Origin of the sequence: Pectobacterium carotovorum (assembly GCF_033898505.1) — a bacterium.
GTDB classification, from domain to species: domain Bacteria; phylum Pseudomonadota; class Gammaproteobacteria; order Enterobacterales; family Enterobacteriaceae; genus Pectobacterium; species Pectobacterium carotovorum_J.
In genome coordinates, this window is the sequence record NZ_JAXAFK010000006.1 from 1 (window position 1) to 21,554 (window position 21,554).

The 21,554-nt window shown below is 50.5% G+C and carries 20 protein-coding genes and 1 rRNA gene; 13 read left to right on the plus strand and 8 right to left on the minus strand.

What is annotated here, in order from left to right; genetic code table 11:
• The first annotated feature begins 5 nt into the window (after positions 1-5).
• A 5S ribosomal RNA gene (rrf, locus tag R9X49_RS19725) occupies positions 6-121 on the plus strand.
• A 169-nt stretch (positions 122-290) separates the two neighbouring features.
• Here the strand turns inward: rrf and mobB are convergent.
• Together mobB and mobA are read right to left on the minus strand one after the other, a co-directional pair.
• On the minus strand, positions 291-812 hold the full coding sequence (gene mobB / locus R9X49_RS19730) for a molybdopterin-guanine dinucleotide biosynthesis protein MobB (RefSeq protein ID WP_319850002.1): 522 nt from the start codon (positions 810-812) through the stop codon (positions 291-293).
• Complete coding sequence (mobA, locus tag R9X49_RS19735) at positions 802-1,380, minus strand: molybdenum cofactor guanylyltransferase MobA (RefSeq protein WP_319850004.1); 579 nt, start codon at positions 1,378-1,380, stop codon at positions 802-804. The genes mobB and mobA overlap by 11 nt, the downstream gene beginning before the upstream one ends.
• Positions 1,381-1,593: 213 nt before the next feature.
• Between mobA and R9X49_RS19740 the strand changes: the two genes are divergently transcribed.
• From R9X49_RS19740 to polA, 4 genes are all read left to right on the plus strand, one after another.
• The gene (locus tag R9X49_RS19740) at positions 1,594-1,863 is read left to right on the plus strand and encodes a YihD family protein (RefSeq protein ID WP_005968263.1); all 270 of its coding nucleotides are present in this window, start codon (positions 1,594-1,596) and stop codon (positions 1,861-1,863) included.
• Between the two features lie 78 nt (positions 1,864-1,941).
• Positions 1,942-2,928 carry a serine/threonine protein kinase gene (locus tag R9X49_RS19745; RefSeq protein WP_319850005.1) on the plus strand — a complete coding sequence of 329 codons (987 nt, stop codon included), beginning with the start codon at positions 1,942-1,944 and terminating at the stop codon, positions 2,926-2,928.
• A gap of 24 nt (positions 2,929-2,952) precedes the next feature.
• On the plus strand, positions 2,953-3,576 hold the full coding sequence (gene dsbA / locus R9X49_RS19750) for a thiol:disulfide interchange protein DsbA (RefSeq protein ID WP_010281626.1): 624 nt from the start codon (positions 2,953-2,955) through the stop codon (positions 3,574-3,576).
• Positions 3,577-3,951: 375 nt separating this feature from the next.
• Complete coding sequence (gene polA, locus R9X49_RS19755; protein ID WP_319850006.1) at positions 3,952-6,741, plus strand: DNA polymerase I; 2,790 nt, start codon at positions 3,952-3,954, stop codon at positions 6,739-6,741.
• Between the two features lie 416 nt (positions 6,742-7,157).
• Here the strand turns inward: polA and yihA are convergent, their stop codons facing one another.
• The gene (gene yihA / locus R9X49_RS19760; protein ID WP_015842306.1) at positions 7,158-7,793 is read right to left on the minus strand and encodes a ribosome biogenesis GTP-binding protein YihA/YsxC; all 636 of its coding nucleotides are present in this window, start codon (positions 7,791-7,793) and stop codon (positions 7,158-7,160) included.
• 176 nt (positions 7,794-7,969) lie between these two features.
• Between yihA and yihI the strand changes: the two genes are divergently transcribed.
• The 4 genes from yihI (at position 7,970) to R9X49_RS19780 (ending at position 10,498) form a co-directional block, all read left to right on the plus strand.
• Positions 7,970-8,524, plus strand: coding sequence for a Der GTPase-activating protein YihI (gene yihI / locus R9X49_RS19765; protein ID WP_319850007.1), 555 nt, complete (start codon positions 7,970-7,972; stop codon positions 8,522-8,524).
• A 3-nt stretch (positions 8,525-8,527) separates the two neighbouring features.
• Positions 8,528-8,695, plus strand: a complete 168-nt coding sequence (locus R9X49_RS19770) for a hypothetical protein (RefSeq protein ID WP_319850008.1) — start codon at positions 8,528-8,530, stop codon at positions 8,693-8,695.
• A gap of 122 nt (positions 8,696-8,817) precedes the next feature.
• Positions 8,818-10,191, plus strand: a complete 1,374-nt coding sequence (gene hemN, locus R9X49_RS19775; RefSeq protein WP_319850009.1) for an oxygen-independent coproporphyrinogen III oxidase — start codon at positions 8,818-8,820, stop codon at positions 10,189-10,191.
• Positions 10,192-10,249: 58 nt separating this feature from the next.
• Positions 10,250-10,498 carry a hypothetical protein gene (locus R9X49_RS19780; RefSeq protein ID WP_319850010.1) on the plus strand — a complete coding sequence of 83 codons (249 nt, stop codon included), beginning with the start codon at positions 10,250-10,252 and terminating at the stop codon, positions 10,496-10,498.
• 53 nt (positions 10,499-10,551) lie between these two features.
• On the opposite strand, the gene R9X49_RS19785 is transcribed toward R9X49_RS19780, so the two are convergent.
• From R9X49_RS19785 to glnA, 4 genes are all read right to left on the minus strand, one after another.
• Entirely contained in the window at positions 10,552-10,674 is a 123-nt protein-coding gene (locus tag R9X49_RS19785) for a YshB family small membrane protein (RefSeq protein WP_015842303.1), read from the minus strand.
• A 143-nt stretch (positions 10,675-10,817) separates the two neighbouring features.
• On the minus strand, positions 10,818-12,230 hold the full coding sequence (glnG, locus tag R9X49_RS19790; protein ID WP_010298133.1) for a nitrogen regulation protein NR(I): 1,413 nt from the start codon (positions 12,228-12,230) through the stop codon (positions 10,818-10,820).
• 8 nt (positions 12,231-12,238) lie between these two features.
• Positions 12,239-13,288 (minus strand): nitrogen regulation protein NR(II), encoded by a 1,050-nt coding sequence (glnL, locus tag R9X49_RS19795; protein WP_005968247.1) that lies wholly within the window; start codon positions 13,286-13,288, stop codon positions 12,239-12,241.
• A 214-nt stretch (positions 13,289-13,502) separates the two neighbouring features.
• Entirely contained in the window at positions 13,503-14,912 is a 1,410-nt protein-coding gene (gene glnA / locus R9X49_RS19800; protein WP_015842300.1) for a glutamate--ammonia ligase, read from the minus strand.
• A 369-nt stretch (positions 14,913-15,281) separates the two neighbouring features.
• On the opposite strand from glnA, the gene typA reads away from it, so the two are divergent.
• The 4 genes from typA to fabY all read left to right on the plus strand — a co-directional run bounded on the left by typA (position 15,282) and on the right by fabY (position 19,421).
• Entirely contained in the window at positions 15,282-17,105 is a 1,824-nt protein-coding gene (typA, locus tag R9X49_RS19805; protein ID WP_039349771.1) for a ribosome-dependent GTPase TypA, read from the plus strand.
• Positions 17,106-17,265: 160 nt separating this feature from the next.
• Positions 17,266-17,877 (plus strand): glucose-1-phosphatase, encoded by a 612-nt coding sequence (gene yihX / locus R9X49_RS19810; RefSeq protein WP_319850014.1) that lies wholly within the window; start codon positions 17,266-17,268, stop codon positions 17,875-17,877.
• 64 nt (positions 17,878-17,941) lie between these two features.
• Positions 17,942-18,379: a D-aminoacyl-tRNA deacylase gene (gene dtd, locus R9X49_RS19815; RefSeq protein ID WP_010281657.1), complete on the plus strand. Its 438-nt coding sequence runs from the start codon at positions 17,942-17,944 to the stop codon at positions 18,377-18,379.
• A 100-nt stretch (positions 18,380-18,479) separates the two neighbouring features.
• On the plus strand, positions 18,480-19,421 hold the full coding sequence (gene fabY / locus R9X49_RS19820) for a fatty acid biosynthesis protein FabY (RefSeq protein ID WP_319850015.1): 942 nt from the start codon (positions 18,480-18,482) through the stop codon (positions 19,419-19,421).
• 292 nt (positions 19,422-19,713) lie between these two features.
• On the opposite strand, the gene R9X49_RS19825 is transcribed toward fabY, so the two are convergent.
• Positions 19,714-21,405, minus strand: coding sequence for an AsmA family protein (locus R9X49_RS19825; protein ID WP_319850016.1), 1,692 nt, complete (start codon positions 21,403-21,405; stop codon positions 19,714-19,716).
• Positions 21,406-21,554: the final 149 nt, after the last annotated feature.

Genomic DNA, 21,554 nt, shown 5'->3' on the forward strand with positions numbered 1-21,554 from the left:
ATTTGCCTGGCGGCGATAGCGCGGTGGTCCCACCTGACCCCATGCCGAACTCAGAAGTGAAACGCCGTAGCGCCGATGGTAGTGTGGGGCTTCCCCATGTGAGAGTAGGGAACTGCCAGGCATCAAACAAGTGGAAAGCCTCTGTCGAAAGACAGGGGCTTTTTGCTATGCGTGTTTGGGGAAGACTGACCTGTCAGGAAGACTAATCATGAATCTCTATACTGTGGTGAAAGACCGCCGCGACCAGCCGATTACTGGATGGCTTAGTGTAAACGGCGATCTACTCCGAACTACAAACGGCTATTTCTGAGCCATTGGTGAATAAAATTAGCAACCTGCTCCGGCTGATTGATATCAAGTACTGGAAGTATGGTGCTTATCTTAGTATCCGTTGCAATTGCGATAACATATTCATCGATCAAATCACTTAATTCTCTGCCCAACGATTGGCGAAACAAGGCTATTTTAGCGATCTTTTCATGTTTAAAGCCCTCAACCAGCACCAGGTCGAGGGTCGAGGCATCCATTTTCCCTACCAGATCGTAAATATTTGGCTCTTCCTGCTCAGGGGTCTCTGTCATTAATGCCCACCTTTGATTGCTGGCAACGATGGTTTGTGCCGCACCAGCTTTACGCAATTCATAGCTGTCTTTGCCAGGTGTATCAATGTCCATTTGGTGATGCGTATGCTTAATTAACCCGACTCTAACACCATGATTAATAAGCAGAGGAATGACGTGTTTAAGTAATGTTGTTTTACCTGTACCACTATAAGCGGCAACAGCGAGTAAAGGGAGATGATTAGAACCCACTGCGTTGATCCTCCCAATTGGATAAATCTTCAGGTGAATTCAAATTACGAAACGCTTCAGGCTGATCGTTAAATGAAACGGCTTTTGCTCCAACCTGTTCCATAAATAACATCAGCTTACGATTTCCAAGATGCAGATAGGTCTCTAGTGGTTCAATAAGGTTTTTATTGATTAAGAGTAATGTGGGATGTGGACGTTCTCCATCAGTGGCATAAGCCGCATTGGCTTCCCCCCGCACTTGCCACAAACGATGTACCAGATCGAGGGGGAAAGCAGGCACATCACAGGGGACAAATACCACCCACTCGGACATGGCGGCATGTAATCCACTTAGAATGCCTGCTAGCGGGCCAGGAAAGCTTGTATCAAAGTCACCAATAATTTGGCACCCGCTTTGCGCATATACAGCCTGATTGCGGTTGGCACTGATAATAACCTCGTCGACCTGTGCTTTAAGCCGAGAGAGAACGTGTAGGTATAGCGGCTCACCGTTCAGTGCTACCAGACCTTTATCGTGTCCGCCCATACGCGTTGCACGTCCGCCTGCGAGAATAACGCCTGTAATCATTTTACTTCCTAATTATCTATGCCCACTTTCCTCTGTTCTGAAAGTTTTTGAGGGATAAGCCCTGCGCTATTCTCTGAAAACTTTCGCAGAAGACCAAGTTCTTTCCTCATGTGCGCGAGGCTGTTATTTTTATCACTATATGCTCAATATCGCTCAAGCGGCTTCCTGCATATTGAAATTTATTGAGTACAAATCGTTTTTAAGGAGAAAAAAATGAAATGTCATCGCGTTAATGAGTTGATTGAACTACTGCACCCAGCCTGGCAAAAAGAACCCGATTTAAATCTGGTGCAATTTTTACAAAACCTTGCACAGGAGGCGGGGTTCGAGGGGCAGTTAAATGAACTGACTGATGATATCCTTATTTACCATCTAAAAATGCGTGATGCAGATAAAGAACAAGTCATTCCCGGTTTGAAGAAAGACTATGAAGAGGACTTCAAGACCGCTTTGCTTCGTGCCCGGGGAGTTATTAAAGACTAGTGGAAAGGAATAACACGTTCATGATGCTAACTATTGCACGCATATCTATTATGTTGCCCCTGACCCATTGTGGCCGCGATGAATAGTTCGGTATTTAACTTTCAGACGCTGTTCCCAGATCTGATTATGGATGCCTTGCTGGATGTTGGGCTGCGCGTTGATTCCGGCCTGACGGCGCTAAACAGCTATGAAAATCGGGTGTATCAGTTTGCGGATGAAGATCGTAAACGCTTCGTGGTGAAATTTTATCGCCCGGAACGGTGGAGCGCGGCGCAGATTCAGGAAGAGCATATTTTTGCCCAGCAGTTGGCAGAAGATGAAGTCCCTATTGTCGCGCCCATTTTGCTTAATGGTCAGACTCTGAACGTCTATGAAGGGTTTCATTTTGCCGTATTCCCCAGTGTGGGTGGTCGGCAGTATGAAATGGATAATGAAGAGCAGCTCGAGTGGGTCGGGCGTTTTCTCGGCCGGATTCACCAGACGGGGCAGAAAGCGTTATTCACCGATCGCCCGACGATTGGGGTAAATGAATATCTGCATGAACCTTATCGGCTGTTGGAAACATGTCCGCTAATACCGCAAATACATCGACATGATTTTTTACAGGCAACCCGTCAACTGATTGATACAGTTGAAACTTATTGGCACAGCGATTGGCGACCACTGCGTTTGCATGGGGATTGTCACCCAGGAAATATTCTGTGGCGTGATGGCCCGCTATTTGTAGATTTGGATGATGCTCGTAATGGCCCGGCAATACAGGATTTATGGATGCTGTTGCACGGTGACCGTCGTGAACAACGTATTCAACTGGATATCTTGTTAGAAGCCTATAGCGAATTTGCGGAATTTCAGGAGAAAGAGCTCGCACTGATTGAACCGCTTCGAGCGATGCGACAGATTTATTATTTAGCCTGGGTGGCTCGTCGCTGGGAAGATCCTGCTTTTCCAAAAAATTTCCCCTGGATGACAGATGCTGATTTTTGGTTGAAGCAAACGGCAATATTTATTGGGCAAACTCAGCTGTTACAGGAACCTCCTCTGCAGCTAATGCCAATGTACTGAAATTAAATGGAGAGAGTGAAATTTATGAAAAAATTATGGCTTGCGCTGATTGGCGTTGTTCTGGCATTTAGTGCTTCTGCTGCAGAGTTTTCTGACGGCAAGCAATATGTAGAATTAGATAAACCTGCAACTCAAGAGCCTCAGGTTCTTGAGTTTTTCTCATTCTATTGCCCGCACTGCTATCAATTTGAACAGGTTTACCATGTTCCAGATGCAGTAAAAAAAGCGCTGCCAGAAGGGACGAAGATGACACGTTATCACGTGGACTTCCTGGGCCCATTGGGTAAAAACCTGACTCAGGCCTGGGCTGTTGCTATGGCGCTGGGCGTAGAAGATAAAATTACCCCGCTGATGTTTGATGCCGTTCAGAAAACACAGACCGTACAAAAGCCTGAAGATATTCGCGAAGTCTTTGTGAAAGCTGGCGTGAGTGCGGAAGAGTTTGATGGTGCTCTGAATAGCTTCGTTGTGAAATCTCTGGTTGCCCAGCAGGAAAAAGCGGCTGCAGATTTACAATTACGCGGCGTTCCTGCCATGTTCGTTAACGGTAAATATATGATCAAGAATGATGGTCTTGATACCAGTTCAATGGATGGGTATGTAAAACAGTACGCTGACGTAGTGAAGTTCCTCATTACCAAGAAGTAATTATTTAATAAGTCATGCGGGTAAAGCCGCATGACTTTATACCTTCCCGCTGTTCATCTTCTTATCTTTATATCTCCCTAATCCGCAATGGCTATTTATCTTTTTTTATATCCACAAATTGGATGACGGTTTTCTGTGCCTCAAAAATAAACACTTTATATTATAACTGCATGAAATTAATGAATATAAAAAAACTCCTTGAGATAACAGAGGAAATTAATAATTAAGAGGATAAAATTATTCACAAAGTTATCCACAGGAAGATCTTGCGAGGATCCATGCAAAATCAGCCAATATCTTACGTTAAGGATCGTCTCTTTCCCTGACCTATGGCATGCTTAGCGCCATGACAGACAACAACGATCACGGCAGGCTATGGCTCAGATTGCAGAAAACCCTTTAATACTGGTAGACGGTTCATCCTATTTGTATCGTGCTTATCACGCTTTTCCACCGTTAACAAACAGCGCGGGAGAAGCAACCGGTGCAATGTATGGCGTACTGAATATGCTACGCAGTTTGCTGCTGCAATATCAGCCCAGCCATGTTGCCGTTGTTTTTGATGCGAAAGGGAAAACGTTTCGCGATGAACTGTTCGAAAATTATAAGGCTCACCGCCCACCGATGCCGGAGGATCTGCGCGAACAGATAGAACCTCTGCATAAGATGGTGAAAGCGATGGGGCTGCCGCTTTTGGCGGTTTCCGGCGTAGAAGCGGACGATGTGATCGGCACGCTCGCCGTTCAGGCGGAAAAAGCGGGTAAGCCAGTGCTGATTAGTACCGGCGATAAAGATATGGCGCAGTTGGTGACGCCAAGCGTGACGCTCATTAATACCATGAATAACACCATTCTTGGCCCACAGGAAGTGTGTGATAAATACGGTATTCCCCCTGAGCTGATTATCGATTTCCTTGCGCTGATGGGAGATGCATCGGATAACATTCCTGGTGTACCCGGCGTGGGTGAAAAAACGGCGCAGGCGCTATTGCAAGGTCTTGGTGGGCTGGATTCGCTGTATGCTAATCTGGATAAAATTGCCGAGCTTTCTTTCCGTGGTGCGAAAACCATGGCGCCGAAGCTGGAGCAGCATAAAGACGTGGCCTACCTCTCTTATCAGCTTGCCACCATTAAAACGGATGTTGAGTTGGATCTCAGCAGCGAGCAGCTTACCGTTAATGAACCGGATGTGGATGAGCTGCATCGTCTCTTTTCCCGTTATGAATTCAAACGCTGGCTATCAGATGTTGAATCAGGTACCTGGCTGGAAGGGAAAAAAAGCAGCCAGCCTGTTCAGGCTGTGAGCAAGGTGGTGGTTGAGCAGGTCGTTGAAGAAGATAACGCCCCTACGCTTTCTGCCGACGGTTATGTCACGATTCTTGATGAGAAAACGCTGCTCGATTGGGTTGAACGTTTAAAACAGGCTGAGGTTTTCGCTTTTGATACGGAAACCGACGGGCTGGATACGCTTACTGCTAACCTGATTGGTCTATCATTTGCGATTAAACCGGGTGAAGCGGCTTATTTGCCGTTGGCGCATGACTATCTGGATGCACCGGAACAGCTGGATCGCGACAAGGTGTTGGATTTGTTCAAACCGCTGCTGGAAGATGAGAAGCTGCTTAAGGTTGGTCAGAATCTCAAATTTGATAAAGGTGTGATGCAGCGGTACGACATCGATTTACGCGGTATCGCGTTTGATACCATGTTGGAATCCTACGTACTCGACAGTGTGGCGGGCCGCCACGATATGGATAGCCTGGCCGAACGTTATCTGAACCACAAAACCATTACCTTTGAAGAGATCGCGGGTAAGGGGAAAAATCAGCTGACGTTTAATCAGATCGCACTGGAACAGGCTGGGCCTTATGCGGCCGAGGATGCGGACGTCACGCTGCATCTGCACCAGAAACTGTGGGGGAAACTTCAGCCGCATGCAGACTTGTGTCAGGTCTTCCAGACTATAGATATGCCGCTGGTGCCAGTTTTATCCCGCATCGAACGTACTGGCGTGCTGATCGATCCCGCGATTCTGGCGGAGCACTCAAAAGAGCTGACAACCCGTTTGGCGGAGCTGGAAACACAAGCGTATGAGCTGGCGGGTGAAGAGTTCAATCTCTCATCGACCAAGCAGCTACAGGGCATTCTGTATGAAAAGCAAAAGCTGCCGATTCTGAAGAAAACGCCAAAAGGCGCACCGTCAACCAATGAAGAAGTGCTGGCTGAACTGGCGCTGGATTACCCTCTGCCGAAGCTGATTCTGGAATATCGTGGGTTGGCCAAGCTGAAATCTACTTACACCGATAAGCTACCGCTGATGATCAATCCGGCGACAAAGCGTGTGCATACGTCTTATCACCAGGCCGTTACTGCGACCGGGCGTTTGTCTTCCAGCGATCCGAACCTGCAAAATATCCCGGTGCGTAATGACGAAGGGCGCCGTATTCGTCAGGCATTTATTGCGCCGAAGGGCTACAGCATTGTGGCGGCGGACTACTCGCAAATCGAACTGCGTATCATGGCGCACTTATCCGGTGATAAAGGGCTGTTGAACGCATTTGCGAACGGGCTGGATATCCACCGGGCAACGGCGTCAGAAGTGTTTGGCATTGCGTTGGATAAGGTGACATCAGAACAGCGTCGCAGTGCGAAAGCGATCAACTTTGGTCTGATCTACGGTATGAGCGCATTTGGTCTGTCGCGTCAGTTGAATATTCCCCGTAGCGAATCGCAGAAATACATGAACCTGTATTTTGAGCGTTACCCGGGTGTGCAGGATTACATGGAGCGTACACGCCAACAGGCCGCGGAGCATGGCTATGTGTCCACGCTTGACGGTCGCCGCCTCTATCTGCCTGATATCCATTCTCGTAATGCGATGGCGCGTAAAGGTGCGGAGCGTGCGGCGATTAACGCCCCGATGCAGGGCACCGCTGCTGATATTATTAAGAAAGCGATGATCGCGATTGACGACTGGCTACAGAAAGACGCGCCGCAGGTGAAGATGATCATGCAGGTTCACGATGAGCTGGTTTTCGAGATCCACGATTCGGTTATTGAAGAATCCATTAGTAAAATCAAAGCATTAATGGAAGGTTGTATGCAATTGAATGTCCCGTTACAGGTCGACATCGGTACGGGCATGAACTGGGATGAAGCACATTAATGGCCGATTCTTGCGCTATTTCTGTAATTAAATAACAGTATTGTGTGACCTGGTTTAACTTTGTGTAATCGATAACCATTTTCTATGAAAGTAAACAACAAAAAATCCTTTGTTCCCGTGAAAAAATAGGGTAGAGTTAAAGACGTAGGGTACAGAGGTAAGATGTTCTATCTTTCAGACCTTTTACTTCACGTAATCGGATTTGGCTGAATATTAGCCGCCCCGCTCAGTTTTGAGCGGGGCGTTTTTTATGGGGCTTATCCAGGTTTTTTACCCCTCAAAACGGCGGTAGCTACGTGGCTGGCAGCAAGGTGTCAGCGCGGTTTCGAGGGTGAAAATAACGTCTCTGGTGGGCGATCATTGCGGGAAAGTGGGGGCGTGATGCGAGTGATGATGCTCTGCACCACGCGAAAGAATTATTCTGCTTCTTGTTCTTCTTCTGCGTGTTCTAGCGTGCTGAACCAGTTATCCAATTTCTGCCGTAGTTTATCGACACCGAGTTTTTTCAGTGATGAAAACGCTTCGACCTGAATATCACCCATAAATGGCAAGACTGCCTCGCGAACCATATTCAACTGTGCCTTACGTGCGCCAGAGGCCAGCTTATCGGCTTTGGTCAGCAGTACTAAGACTGGAAGCTCGACATCGACCGCCCACTGAATCATTTGCTGATCGAGATCTTTCAGCGGATGGCGAATATCCATTAGCACAACCAGCCCCTTCAGGCTGTTACGCTTTTGCAGATATTCACCGAGCGCACGTTGCCATTTGATCTTCATTTGCTCTGGCACTTCGGCATAGCCATAGCCGGGGAGATCGACCAAACGCACGCCGTCGGTCACTTCGAACAGGTTGATCAACTGGGTACGGCCCGGCGTTTTACTGGTTCGTGCCAGGTTCTTCTGATTGGTCAGCGTGTTCAGCGCGCTGGATTTTCCGGCGTTAGAGCGCCCAGCAAAGGCCACTTCAATACCGCTATCTGTTGCCAGATGGCGAATATCCGGGGCGCTGATGATAAAACGCGTCATGTGGTAGTTATATTGCTGGGTCACGATGGTTATCTCTATCTGGATCTCTGTCTGGTTGGGGATTATACCTGTAACTGACAATAAAGGCGGGTTTATCTGCCTCAAAGCTCAGCTGTCTGATGTGGACGCTTTTTTATTCTTGGGCTTTCTGCTAGATTCCGCCGCACTTCCCTTATATCTGTGTACCTGAGAACAACATTATGAACCGACCTGTCAAAGGGGCTGCCGATAAGGCAGGAAAACCCAAAGTAAAAAGAAAGACTCGCGAAGAGTTAGAGCGCGAAGCGTGTGAGCGTAAGAAAGATAAAAAGCATCGCGGTCACGCGGCGGGCAGCCGAACTCAGGAAAAAGCGTCCACCGATCAGCGTTCTGGTCAGCGTAAAGTCGCCGATCCGCGTATTGGTAGTAAGAAGCCCGTACAGCTTGGCGTGTTAGACAGCGCCGTCGAGAAACCGAAGCCTAAGTCGAAGCCTTCTGCGCCAGTGGAGAAAGTCGTTGCTGCCAAGCCGGCAATGTCACCGGAAGAAGAGCTGGAAATGTTAGAAAACGATTCACGTCTGGATGCTTTATTAGATCGTCTGGATAGCGGTGAAACGCTAAGCGCCAAAGATCAGTCATGGGTTGATGAAACGCTGGATCGTATCGATATCCTGATGGAAGAGCTTGGAATTGAGTTGGGCGATGATGACGAAGAAGAGCAGCAGGAAGATATGTTGCAGCTTTTGAAACGTAATAACCCGAAAGACGCGTTCTAATCAATGAAATGGCTGTTTCTGTTCCTGATATTGCTGGTCGCGTTTTATCTGCTCTATCTGTTCAGTAAACTATGGCTATTATCGAAGCGTAAGCATCGGTTGCATCGCGCCCTGTTTAACGGGCGCATGAATCAAGTACGACGCCCAAGACAAAAACGTGACGGCTCTTAGGGCGAGTCTCAGGGATAAGACGAGTAGCAAAACGTAGGAAACGTTTTTGAGCGCCATTTGTTGGCGACCTGAAGGAGGGTAAGGATCACCCACCGAGTAAAAACTGGAAGGAGTGAGCGAATATGTCGATACCGTCCGTTGACTGGGATCTGGCCCTGATTCAAAAATATAACTATTCCGGGCCGCGTTATACATCTTATCCCACAGCGTTAGAATTCAGTGAAGCTTACGATGAGCCGGCGTTTCAGCAGGCCATCGCCCGTTATCCGCAGCGACCGCTGTCGCTGTACATCCATATCCCTTTTTGCCATCGGCTGTGCTATTTCTGCGGCTGTAATAAGCTGGTTACGCGTCAGCAGCATAAAGCGGATGAATACCTTGATGTGCTGGAGCAGGAAATTCGCCAGCGTGCGCCGCTATTCGCCGGAAGAACGGTGACGCAATTGCATTGGGGCGGTGGTACGCCAACCTACCTGAATAAAGCACAAATCAGCCGACTGATGTCGCTGCTGCGCGAACTGTTCTCTTTTTCCGATCAGGCTGAGCTGTCGCTTGAAGTCGATCCGCGAGAAATTGAGCTGGATGTTCTCGATCATTTACGTGCCGAAGGGTTTAACCGCCTGAGCATGGGTGTGCAGGATTTTAATAAAGACGTTCAGAAGCTGGTCAATCGTGAGCAGGATGAAGACTTTATTTTTGCCCTTATTGAGCGGGCAAAGGCGCTGGGCTTCACCTCAACCAATATCGATTTGATTTACGGCCTGCCGAAGCAAACGCCGGAAAGCTTCGCCTTTACGCTACAGCGCGTTGCGGAATTAAGCCCGCACCGACTTAGCGTCTTTAACTATGCACATTTACCCAGCCTGTTCGCCGCGCAGCGCAAGATTAAAGAAGCAGATTTACCGAGCGCGGAGCAAAAGCTGGATATTCTGCAACAGACGATTGGGTCGCTGACGCAATCGGGCTATCAGTTTATCGGTATGGATCACTTTGCTCGCCCGGACGATGAGCTGGCGGTGGCGCAGCGAGAAGGGAAACTGCATCGCAATTTTCAGGGCTATACGACGCAGGGCGATAGCGATCTGCTTGGTATGGGGGTGTCAGCGATTAGTATGATCGGTGATAGTTATGCCCAGAACCAGAAGGAGCTGAAGCAGTATTATGCGCAGGTCAAAGACAAAGGAAATGCCCTGTGGCGCGGGTTGCAATTGACACGTGACGACTGCCTTCGCCGCGATGTGATTAAGACGCTCATTTGTAATTTCCAGCTCAGCTATGCGCCGATTGAAGCAGAATATGCGATCGATTTTAAAACCTACTTTGAGCAGGATTTAGCGTTGCTGGCTCCGCTGGTGGCTGATGGGCTGGTCGATAGTCAGGAAGATGGGCTGGTGGTGACGCCGAAGGGACGTTTGCTGATCCGCAATATCTGTATGTGCTTTGACGTCTATCTGCGCAACAAGCTCAGAACGCAGCAGTTTTCCCGCGTGATTTAACTGCTCGGAGAGGATGGCTATCCTGAGAGGAAAAAGGCTTTAATGACAAGGAGATCGCATGTTTTCGGATAAAGAGATTGCCAGAGAATATCGGGATAAGGCACTTAACCTCGCGAACCTCATGTACAACGAGGTAAAAGCATTACAGGGCAAAGTGCCTGAAGACGAGCACAAGAAATTTCGCGGTGTTATCGGGAATGGCATTGTGGACGTATTCGATAAGTTGATTAAAGAGATTGAAGCGATGCACCCGGACCTGAAAGTGGCTGACATGCCAGCCTATGCGGACGCTGAAAAACGTAAATAAAAAACAGCCAGTCGGTGCAAACATCGACTGGCTATTCTTGAACGCTTATTGGATCAACTAAAGAAGTTAATCAGTGCAGCACACAAAACGGCGGCAATAGCAGCCTGCGGCGAATGGCTTGCCGCGGAGCCAATTTCAGCGCCATGTGTTGCAACGGAAATCAATGAATCCAGCATGGTGTTCCTCCCGAATCAGCGACACGATCATACTGCTGACTCGAGGCAAGTAAAGTACAAATTAATGACAATTTCGTGCGCCAGATTGTATTTTTTATCACCAGTTTGTTTGTTAACAATTGAGCAATAAAAAAGCAATCTTGCTACTCCATTCCCAGCTCTTTTAGTTTACGCGTCAGGGTATTTCTGCCCCATCCCAGCAATCTTGCTGCTTCCTGTTTATGCCCCTGCGTATGCCGCAGTGCCGTCGTCAGCAGCGTCCTTTCCATTTCCGGTTGGGCCTCCGCCAGCAGGTTTTGATGACCGGAACGCAGCGCGCGATCGGCCCATTGTGCCAACAGCGTGGCCCAACTGTCTGGCAGAATATGCACGGTGGAATCCGGTGCAGTGGTCTCGAACAGTTCAGGCGGCAGATCCTGAATCAGCACTTCCTGACCGGCGGCCATGACCGTCAACCAGCGACAGGTGTTTTCCAATTGGCGCACGTTGCCGGGCCACGGCAAACGGGTTAGCGCCGTTTCCGCTTCTGGATGCAGATTCTTCGGCTCGACGCCCAGCTCTTTGGCCGTGGCCTGCAAGAAATAACGCGCCAGACGAGGGATATCTTCCCGGCGTTCACGCAGCGGGGGCAGGTGAACACGAATCACGTTCAGGCGGTGAAACAGATCCTCACGAAACTTGCCTTCCTGCACGCGTTGTTCAAGATTTTGGTGTGTTGCCGCGATAATGCGGACATCCACTTTCACCGCTGCATAGCCGCCGACGCGGTAAAACTGTCCGTCTGCCAATACGCGCAACAGGCGTGTTTGCACGTCTAGCGGCATGTCGCCGATTTCATCCAGAAATAGCGTTCCGCCATCGGCCTGTTCAAAGCGGCCCTGACGAATCTGGTTTGCGCCCGTAAACGCGCCTTTTTCATGGCCGAACAGTTCTGATTCAATCAGATCTTTGGGAATGGCGGCCATATTCAGAGCAATAAAAGGGGCTTTGGTACGCGGGCTGTGGCGATGCAGAGCGTGTGCCACCAGTTCTTTACCGGTTCCCGATTCGCCGTTAATCAGCACGCTGATCGATGAGCGAGACAGGCGGCCGATGATGCGGAAGACATCCTGCATCGCGGGCGCTTCGCCAATAATGTCCGTTGTCGGGCCATTGATCGGCTGGTTACGTACCGGCTGCTGCTGTTCCAGATAATGGCTGATCGCGCGCTCAACCAGCGCAACGGCTTCATCAATATCGAACGGCTTCGGCAAATAGTCGAACGCACCCTGTTGGTAAGCGCTGACGGCGGCATCCAGATCGGAATGTGCCGTCATAATGATGACCGGGAGCATCGGGTGGCGCTGTTTGATTTGCTGTAAGAGCGCTAATCCATCCATCCCAGGCATGCGGATGTCGGACAGCAGAACGTCGGGGGTTTGTGTTGCTAACGCATGCAATACCTGATTTCCGTTCTCAAACGTTGCGCAGGTTAAACCCGCACCAGCAAGCGCGCGCTCAAGCACCCAACGGATGGAGCTATCGTCATCGACAATCCAGACTATCCCTCGTTGCATTGTGAACCTCACTGGCGAATGGGCAGGTAAACCGAGAATTCGGTGTGTCCTGGCCAACTGTTAAATTCAATTTTACCGGAGTGCTGGTCGATAAGACTGCGGGCGATGGAAAGCCCTAAACCAGTTCCCCCTTCGCGCCCGCTCACCATCGGGTAAAACAGGGTGTCTTGTAGTTGAGCGGGTACGCCGGGGCCGTCATCTTCCACGTCAATACGGGCGGCGAGACGATAGCGCACGCCGTGTAAAGTGAGCTGAAAAGCCGTGCGGGTACGTATCGTAATCGTCCCGCCTTCCTCGCCCAGCGCCTGTAGCGCATTGCGGGTAATATTCAGCAGTACCTGTTCAATCTGGTCAGGGTCGTGCGTCAGCTCTGGCAGACTGGGGTCATAGTCTTTCACCAGCGTCACGTTATCCGGCTTTTCCAGTGAAACGAGCTGGCAAACGCGTTCGGCGACCTGATGAATGCTTTGGGTGACGTGCAGGCCGGGCTGCTGTGGCCCGAGCAGGCGATCGACCAGATTACGCAGGCGATCCGCCTGTTCGATGATGACCTTGGTATATTCCGTCAGCGCCGGATCGGGCAAGGCCTTTGCAAGCAGCTGTGCAGCACCGCGTAATCCGCCAAGCGGATTTTTTATCTCATGCGCTAAGCCCCGGACTAAATCACGGGCGGCCTGCTGCTGTGCATGTTGAAGCTGTTCCTGACTGAGGCGGCGCTGGTTATCCATTGGCGCCATTTCCAGCAGGATAAAATCGTTTTGTACCCGCTGAGCGGTGAGCGACATGATGTGCGCTTTACCATCCACAACGAGGGTGACTTCGTTATCCGTAAAACCTTGCCCTGAATCCAGACTTTCACGCAGTAAATCGATATTCAGAGAAAAGTATCCCAGCAAATCGGGCAGCGGTGTGCCGGATAATTTACGCGAGCTTTGTGCCAGTAATTGCTGTGCTGCCGGGTTGGAATAGTGAATCGCCAGATCGTTATCCAGCAATAAGATGCTGTTTATCAGAGAATTTAGGATCTGCCCAGCATCGGGCAGCGTGCCTGTTGCCATAACGCAGACTCCCGCACCGTCGTGGTGCATTGTAGTGTGAATGATGGATGTTACGTCGCAACGGCCAATGCCGGTGGTGAAAAAAGCCCATCCGAAGATGGGCTGAAGCGTTTCCACGGCAACAAGAACAAACTTCTTAGTATTCTGTTGTTTATCGGTCATGGTTGGGTATCAGCACACCCAACCATGCTGTCGTTATTAAACGCTGTCGTTATTAAACGCTATAGTACAGTTCGAACTCAACTGGGTGCGGCGTCATACGAACGCGGTCAATCTCAGATTTACGCAGTTCGATATATGCTTCGATAGCGTCGTCGGTGAACACGCCACCACGGGTCAGGAACTCGCGGTCTTCGTTCAGTGCAGCCAGTGCCTCGTCCAGAGAACCTGCAACTTTTGGAATCTCTGCTTCTTCTTCCGGCGGCAGGTCGTACAGGTTTTTGTCCATCGCATCGCCAGGGTGGATTTTGTTGATGATGCCGTCGAGGCCAGCCATCAGCAGTGCAGCGAAGCACAGGTATGGGTTAGCTGCTGGATCTGGGAAGCGCGCTTCGATACGACGTGCTTTCGGGCTGGCAACAACTGGGATACGGATTGAAGCAGAACGGTTACGGGCAGAGTAAGCCAGCATAACTGGGGCTTCGTAGCCTGGGACCAGACGCTTGTAGGAGTTGGTGGTTGGGTTCGCCAGGGCGTTGATAGCTTTAGCGTGCTTGATAACACCGCCGATGTAGAACAGAGCCAGTTCAGACAGGCCGCCGTATTTGTCGCCAGCGAACAGGTTAGTACCGTCTTTGGACAGAGACATGTGGCAGTGCATACCAGAACCGTTATCACCGAACATAGGTTTTGGCATGAAGGTCGCGGTTTTACCGTAAGCGTGAGCTACGTTATGCACGACATATTTGTAGATCTGAATTTCGTCAGCTTTTTTGGTCATAGTGTTGAAGCGAGTAGCCACTTCGTTCTGGCCCGCGGTAGCCACTTCGTGGTGGTGAGCTTCAACAACCAGACCCATTTGCTCCATGGTCAGACACATAGCAGAACGGATGTCCTGTGATGAATCGACTGGTGGAACTGGGAAGTAGCCGCCTTTCAGACCTGGACGGTGACCTTTGTTACCGCCTTCGTATTCTTTACCGGAGTTCCAGTAAGCTTCAACGTCGTCGATAGCAACGTGAGAACCGGAAGTGCTGCTGCCGAAACGGATATCATCGAACAGGAAGAATTCTGGCTCAGGCCCGAACAGGACGGTATCGGCAATGCCAGAAGAACGCAGGAAATCTTCCGCACGTTTCGCGATAGAACGCGGGTCGCGGTCATAACCCTGCATGGTGCCTGGTTCAAGGATGTCACAACGAATGATCAGCGTAGAATCTTCGAAGAACGGGTCGATCATCGCTGTGCTAGCATCGGGCATCAGAACCATGTCTGACTCGTTGATACCTTTCCAACCGCCAATCGAAGAACCATCAAACATTTTACCTTCTTCGAAGAAGTCGGCATTGACTTGATGAGCCGGAATGGTGACGTGCTGCTCTTTACCTTTAGTATCCGTGAAGCGTAAATCAACAAACTTCACTTCGTGCTCATTCAGCATCGTCAAAACATGTTCTGCGGACATACTTGGTTCTCCCGATTGGTCATTTATCGTCGTGGAACGAATATCGTTGTGGATTGATGTTGTTGCCGTGAGTAGACTAAAGCTAAAAGTGTGCCAACTTTTTAAATGTGTGCAATGTGTTGCTACTTGGGGCTTTCTCACGGAAATCCACTGCACCATTATAGTCTAAAGCACCAAAATGGTGCTCCATATGTGAATTATTGCACTTATTTGGTGCATTCGTGTTCGCTTGTAGCGCTTTTGCACCGTGAAAGGGATCACAAAGCAGGCAGCTCTAGGTTGTTTATCATAGATGCTTGTGATCTTGTTTAGTCCCTCGATTAATACGTGTACAATAGCGCGCTATTTCTAAATGCCTGAGGCAAAGCTGTGATCGAAAATTTGCGTAACATCGCCATTATTGCGCACGTTGACCATGGGAAAACCACCCTGGTTGACAAGCTGTTGCAACAATCCGGAACGTTCGGTGAACGTGTCGAAGCAACCGAGCGTGTAATGGACTCCAACGATTTGGAGAAAGAGCGTGGAATTACCATCCTCGCAAAAAATACCGCCATTAATTGGAAAGACTACCGCATTAACATCGTAGATACCCCGGGACACGCCGACTTCGGCGGCGAGGTTGAGCGTGTAATGTCGATGGTTGACTCGGTACTGCTGGTTGTTGATGCGATGGATGGCCCGATGCCGCAAACGCGTTTCGTGACCAAAAAAGCATTTGCCAACGGTCTGAAACCTATTGTGGTTATCAACAAAGTTGACCGTCCTGGCGCGCGTCCTGACTGGGTTGTCGATCAGGTATTCGACCTGTTCGTGAACCTGGATGCGACTGACGAGCAACTGGATTTCCCGATCATTTATGCTTCTGCGCTGAATGGTATCGCGGGTCTCGACCATACCGACATGGCGGAAGATATGACCCCGCTGTATCAGGCGATTGTCGATCACGTGTCTCCGCCTCAGGTTGAGATGGATGCGCCGTTCCAGATGCAAATTTCTCAGTTGGACTACAACAACTATGTTGGCGTTATCGGTATCGGCCGTATCAAGCGCGGTAAAGTCAAGCCTAACCAACAAGTGACCATTGTTGATAGCGAAGGCAAAACCCGTAACGGTAAAGTCGGTAAAGTTCTGACTCACCTTGGTCTGGAGCGTATCGACGCGGCTGAAGCGGAAGCAGGCGATATCATCGCGATCACTGGTCTGGGCGAGTTGAACATTTCCGACACCATCTGCGATCCGCAGAATGTCGAAGCGCTGCCAGCACTGAGCGTCGATGAACCTACCGTTACCATGTTCTTCAACGTCAATACTTCACCATTCTGCGGTAAAGAAGGTAAGTATGTTACGTCGCGCCAGATTCTGGAGCGTCTGAACAAAGAGCTGGTACACAACGTTGCCCTGCGCGTTGACGAAACCGAAGACGCTGATGCGTTCCGCGTTTCTGGCCGTGGTGAATTGCACCTGTCGGTTCTGATCGAAAACATGCGTCGTGAAGGCTTTGAACTGGCCGTATCACGTCCGAAAGTTATTAACCGCGTTATCGACGGCCGTAACCAGGAACCGTTTGAAAACGTGACGCTGGACATCGAAGAACAGCACCAGGGTTCAGTCATGCAAGCCATGGGTGAGCGTAAAGGTGATGTGAAAGACATGATTCCAGATGGTAAGGGTCGTATCCGTCTGGATTACCTGATTCCTGCTCGTGGTCTGATCGGTTTCCGTACCGAATTCATGACTATGACGTCTGGTACGGGTCTGCTGTACTCCACGTTCAGCCACTACGATGACGTGCGTCCGGGTGAAATCGGCCAGCGTCAGAATGGCGTACTGATCTCTAACGGTCAGGGTAAAGCCGTCGCGTTTGCGCTGTTCAGCCTGCAGGATCGCGGTAAGCTGTTCCTCGGACACGGTGCAGAAGTGTATGAAGGCCAGATCATCGGTATTCACTCACGTTCTAACGATCTGACAGTAAACTGTCTGACCGGTAAGAAACTGACCAACATGCGTGCATCGGGTACTGATGAAGCTACCACGCTGGTTCCGGCGATCAAAATGTCTCTGGAACAAGCGCTGGAGTTCATTGATGACGACGAACTGGTTGAAGTTACGCCACAGTCTATCCGTATTCGTAAGCGTCATCTGACCGAAAACGATCGTAAACGCGCCAGCCGCGGCAGCAAAGACGTCTAATTTCAGACGGATTTGTATGTTACGCAACAGGGCACCTTCGGGTGCCCTGAATTTTATGCGCTTTCTTCCACTTTAACCTTTCCTTATATTTCCTCCCTGTTCAGTTTCGCCATTTCCCGCTACAGTGAAAATCCTACGATTACGTCAGGAGGTGGCTGCCATGCTGTATATCTTTGATTTGGGTAATGTCGTCATCGATATTGATTTCAAAAGAGTATTAGGCGTCTGGAGTAATTTGAGCAGTGCGCCGCTCGCGACGTTGCAAGAACGTTTCGTTATGGGTGAAGCGTTTGAACAGCATGAGCGGGGCGAGATTAGCGATGAAGAATTTGCTACCAGACTGTGTCAGGAAATGGGCATCGCCCTAAGCTTCGAGCAATTCACCGCTGGCTGGCAGGCTATCTTTGTTGCGTTGCGCCCTGAGGTTATCGACATCATGCAGCGCCTGCGTCAGGAAGGGCACCGGGTGGTGATTTTGTCGAATACTAATCGCCTCCATTGTTCACACTGGCCGGCGTTGTTCCCGGAAGTGGGTGCAGCGGCCGACAGAATCTATCTGTCACAAAATATTGGATTACGTAAGCCGGAATTGGCGATTTATCAGTATGTTCTGACGCAGGAAGGCGTTACGCCAGCGCAGGCTGTCTTTTTTGACGATAATGCCGCAAACGTTGATGCTGCCCAGAGTTTAGGCATTCACAGCATTCTGGTGACCGATCGTCAGGTGGTGCCGGATTTTTTTGCTATGCAGGCAACGACAGCTAAAGCATGATTGATATCGCAGGGGCGGACACGGCCTCTATTGGGAATGATGACATCAGGAGTAGTTGGGTTTTATGATTGCGCTAATTCAGCGAGTATCCAGCGCCAGCGTTACGGTAGAAGGCAGTGTGGTTGGGGAAATCGATAAAGGTTTGCTGATCTTGCTGGGCGTTGAGCAGGGCGATGACGAACAAAAAGCCACGCGACTCTGCGAGCGTGTGTTGGGTTACCGCATATTCGGTGACGATGACGGGAAAATGAATCTCAATGTTCGTCAGGCTGGCGGCAATGTGCTGGTGGTTTCGCAGTTTACGCTGGTGGCCGATACGCAGCGTGGCATGCGGCCTGGGTTTTCTCGCGGTGCACATCCCTCGGAGGCCGATCGCCTCTATCAGTATTTTGTCGGACAGTGTCGTGAGCAAGGCGTTCACACGGAAACAGGGCAGTTTGCGGCGGATATGAAAGTGGCATTGGTGAATGACGGACCGGTGACGTTCTGGCTACAGACATAACATTGCAGGCACCGCCGTTATCGCGCTGCGTATCAGTTTGTCAGCGGTCTGATCTTATGAACCCCGATGCAATGAGGCATCTCGGTATAGAGGAAGGGTTATGTATCATCTGAGAGTACCTGAAAGCGCAGAAGAACTGGATGCGTACTATCAATTCCGCTGGGAAATGCTGCGTAAACCTCTGCGCCAGCCGCTAGGCTCCGAGCGTGACGCCTATGATGCTCTGGCGCATCACCAAACTGTGGTGGATGAGCAGGGAAGGCTGGTCGCGATTGGCCGTCTTTCCATCAATGCAGATAATGAAGCGGCAATCCGCTTTTTAGCGGTTCATCCCGATGTGCGGGGGAAAGGGTTAGGAACGTTGCTTGCGATTACTCTGGAGTCTGTCGCACGTCAGGAAGGCGTCAAGCGCGTGGTCTGTAGTGCCCGTGAAGACGCAATGGATTTCTTCTCCAAGCTGGGCTTTGTTAACCAGGGGGAGATCACTGCGCCACAAACAACGCCTGTGCGGCACTTTCTGATGATCAAACCGGTGGCGACGCTGGATGATATTCTGCACCGCCCTGACTGGTGCGGACAGCTGCAACAGGCCTGGTACGATCACATCCCTCTGAGTGAAAAGATGGGGGTTCGGATAAGCCAGTACACCGGGAAAAAATTTATCACCACCATGCCTGAAACGGGCAACCAGAACCCGCACCACACGCTTTTTGCCGGCAGCATGTTTTCTCTCGCTACGCTCACCGGTTGGGGACTGATCTGGCTGCTGCTACGTGAGCGGCACCTCGGCGGAACGATTATTCTGGCGGATGCGCACATTCGTTACAGCACGCCGGTGAGTGGTCGGCCGAGCGCTGTTGCCGACTTAGGGTCGCTGAGTGGCGATCTGGATCGTCTGGCTCGCGGGCGGAAGGCGCGCGTGCAGCTAAATGTAGAGCTCTTCGGTGATGACAGTAAAGGGGCGTTATTTGAAGGGGTTTATATCGTGCTGCCTGCTCAACCGGATGCACCGCTGGAAGAGGGCGGGTCAGTAGTGGATTAGCCCGAAGCTAGCCAAGCATGATAACGTTCTTCCCATCAATACATCACGTTACATGTTAGTTAGCAGCACTTCGCCATAATAATACCCGTGATTCTCACTGGGTGATGTTGCTGACAAAGTCCATCGAGCGGGAGTAACGGATAGATCGTAAAGACGCTGCGAGTACGTCCATGTAAGCTCGGATTGCGCCATCCATGGCGCAAACGCTTTACTCTTCTATTCCGTTACTCCCGTTTCCATCCGGTAAATTGGTTTGTCAGCGGTCTGGCCCTGTGTTTTGAAAACGTAATAATTACGGCGTTTCTGTCACGGTTCCCTGATGCATTTGCTGTCTGATGGGGTGGTCGTTACTATCCACACCTTGCAGCGTACCGCTTAGCGTCGGCTTAAGCTGTGTATCAGCGGCAAGTCGCCCATTCAACTGCAATTGCAGATTCGTGTTACCTGTCGGTGCGGTTGCGGGTTCTGGCCATCCCCAACGCGTCAGAACATCCAGCGGGACGGCGCGTCCTGTCAGCGACAGGGAAAAATTGCGTGCCGGTTGCTGGCTGATGGTCGCTTTGGCGTCCAGCATGCCATTTTGCGTAAATGCGCTGAGTTCGTTAATGGCAATCTGGTTATCGTCGGCCACCAGTGCCAGTGAAGGGCGGCGCACATCGACTTTATTGAACGTCGCGTCGCTGGCATTAAGGTTCAACGATCCTGTCCAGATTCCCCACTGATGATTACGAGCCAGCAACAGATCGCTGCCGTAGCCATCCAGCGCGGTGAGCTGGAAAGGGAAATCCGGATTGATATCGATCAGCAGGTTGCGATTGGCCGTGAATTTTCGCACATTCACTTCTGCCAGCCATGATGGCAGCGTCGCCTGCCACCGCTGGCGCCAGTCGCCGGGAAGTGTGTACTCCATCCCTGCGACAACAAATTCATTCAGCTGTAAACGTCGGTTACTACGCTGCCAGCTGCCGTTGGTTCGCAGTAAACCGCCTTCCCAACGCGTAGAGAACTGCTTGATGTTAACGCCCGCCGGCGACAAATCCAGATTCACGATAGGGTCGATAAGGTGCATGTTGCCGTTCACAATGTCGGTTGCATTGAACGACAGCGTTCCGCCTTCGCTCTGCCAGTCATTCTGCTTAAACGTGACATTTTGCAGGGCAACATCCAGGTCGATAAACGCCCATCCCGGTCCTTCGATACGGGCATCAATCAGATCAAAGCGGTCAACCGTAACAGAAGGCAGCTCGGTCACGGGTTGCCAGAAAGCTTCCGGCGTTCTCTGCGTTTGCAAACGGACATTGCTGAGCCGGAGGTTACCGATCTGCCAACTGCCGTCTTCTGCGCGGCTGGCGTTGCCCGTTAGCTGCCCTTGAGCAACATCGGCGCCGAAATTGCTCAGAATCAGCTGGTTATGGTTGATTTCGCCCTGAACCAAGACCTGACTGGCAGGAATATCGTTGAGTTCGAGTGAACGGGCGCTGAGCTGGAACTGCCCCTGCTTACCTAATAGATATCCCGCCTCGGGCTGCCACGGCATGATTCCGCCGTTGATCTGTTGGCCATTCAGACGCCAATCGCCGTCCTTTGCCTGCAGTGCCATTGTACGCAGTTGTAGCACATCGGCTTCGATAGGGAGCGTGGCGGCCTGTGAGGAAAGATTTAGCGTACCGCCTTCCAGCTCCAGACTGGCGAAATGGCGCGGTTCAGTAATCTGACGCACGCTAAATCCGGCTGAAACCTGCTTTGCAGTGAGTGTCGGCGGCTGGTTTTTTTGACCGAAACTGACGTCGGTGAGTTGGATATGATCGGCTGTTGACCAGTCATGATTGATTTTGCCCAGTGACAACTGGTAGTCGGTATTTTGGTTTACCCAATTACTCACCCAGCCTGCCGCCCAACTGGTTTGCAGTAATACGTATACGACTACCAGCGCTAAAAAGGCCAGTAGCAGTAGGGTCAGCAATAATTTCCCGATAAATTTCATCGTGTCAGTCCATGCCAATCGTCAGGGAGAACTGTTCTTATGCCGCAATTTCCCTGAAGGCTCAATAGGTAATGCTGTTACAGACAGTAAAAAGCGAGCGGTGTTGCATCACCGCTCGCTTTTACATGAACTGAACAGAAATTATTGCG

What these genes read in the sequence shown, in the direction of transcription:
- dsbA (WP_010281626.1), top strand. Translation starts at nt 2,953, where the DNA reads ATGAAAAAATTATGGCTTGCGCTGATTGGCGTTGTTCTGGCATTTAGT.
- yihX (WP_319850014.1), top strand. Translation starts at nt 17,266, where the DNA reads ATGCTGTATATCTTTGATTTGGGTAATGTCGTCATCGATATTGATTTC.
- R9X49_RS19785 (WP_015842303.1), bottom strand. Translation starts at nt 10,674, where the DNA reads ATGCTGGATTCATTGATTTCCGTTGCAACACATGGCGCTGAAATTGGC.
- R9X49_RS19745 (WP_319850005.1), top strand. Translation starts at nt 1,942, where the DNA reads ATGAATAGTTCGGTATTTAACTTTCAGACGCTGTTCCCAGATCTGATT.
- fabY (WP_319850015.1), top strand. Translation starts at nt 18,480, where the DNA reads ATGTATCATCTGAGAGTACCTGAAAGCGCAGAAGAACTGGATGCGTAC.
- dtd (WP_010281657.1), top strand. Translation starts at nt 17,942, where the DNA reads ATGATTGCGCTAATTCAGCGAGTATCCAGCGCCAGCGTTACGGTAGAA.
- R9X49_RS19780 (WP_319850010.1), top strand. Translation starts at nt 10,250, where the DNA reads ATGTTTTCGGATAAAGAGATTGCCAGAGAATATCGGGATAAGGCACTT.
- R9X49_RS19740 (WP_005968263.1), top strand. Translation starts at nt 1,594, where the DNA reads ATGAAATGTCATCGCGTTAATGAGTTGATTGAACTACTGCACCCAGCC.
- glnG (WP_010298133.1), bottom strand. Translation starts at nt 12,230, where the DNA reads ATGCAACGAGGGATAGTCTGGATTGTCGATGACGATAGCTCCATCCGT.
- mobA (WP_319850004.1), bottom strand. Translation starts at nt 1,380, where the DNA reads ATGATTACAGGCGTTATTCTCGCAGGCGGACGTGCAACGCGTATGGGC.
- R9X49_RS19825 (WP_319850016.1), bottom strand. Translation starts at nt 21,405, where the DNA reads ATGAAATTTATCGGGAAATTATTGCTGACCCTACTGCTACTGGCCTTT.
- yihI (WP_319850007.1), top strand. Translation starts at nt 7,970, where the DNA reads ATGAACCGACCTGTCAAAGGGGCTGCCGATAAGGCAGGAAAACCCAAA.
- R9X49_RS19770 (WP_319850008.1), top strand. Translation starts at nt 8,528, where the DNA reads ATGAAATGGCTGTTTCTGTTCCTGATATTGCTGGTCGCGTTTTATCTG.
- polA (WP_319850006.1), top strand. Translation starts at nt 3,952, where the DNA reads ATGGCTCAGATTGCAGAAAACCCTTTAATACTGGTAGACGGTTCATCC.
- glnA (WP_015842300.1), bottom strand. Translation starts at nt 14,912, where the DNA reads ATGTCCGCAGAACATGTTTTGACGATGCTGAATGAGCACGAAGTGAAG.
- glnL (WP_005968247.1), bottom strand. Translation starts at nt 13,288, where the DNA reads ATGGCAACAGGCACGCTGCCCGATGCTGGGCAGATCCTAAATTCTCTG.
- hemN (WP_319850009.1), top strand. Translation starts at nt 8,818, where the DNA reads ATGTCGATACCGTCCGTTGACTGGGATCTGGCCCTGATTCAAAAATAT.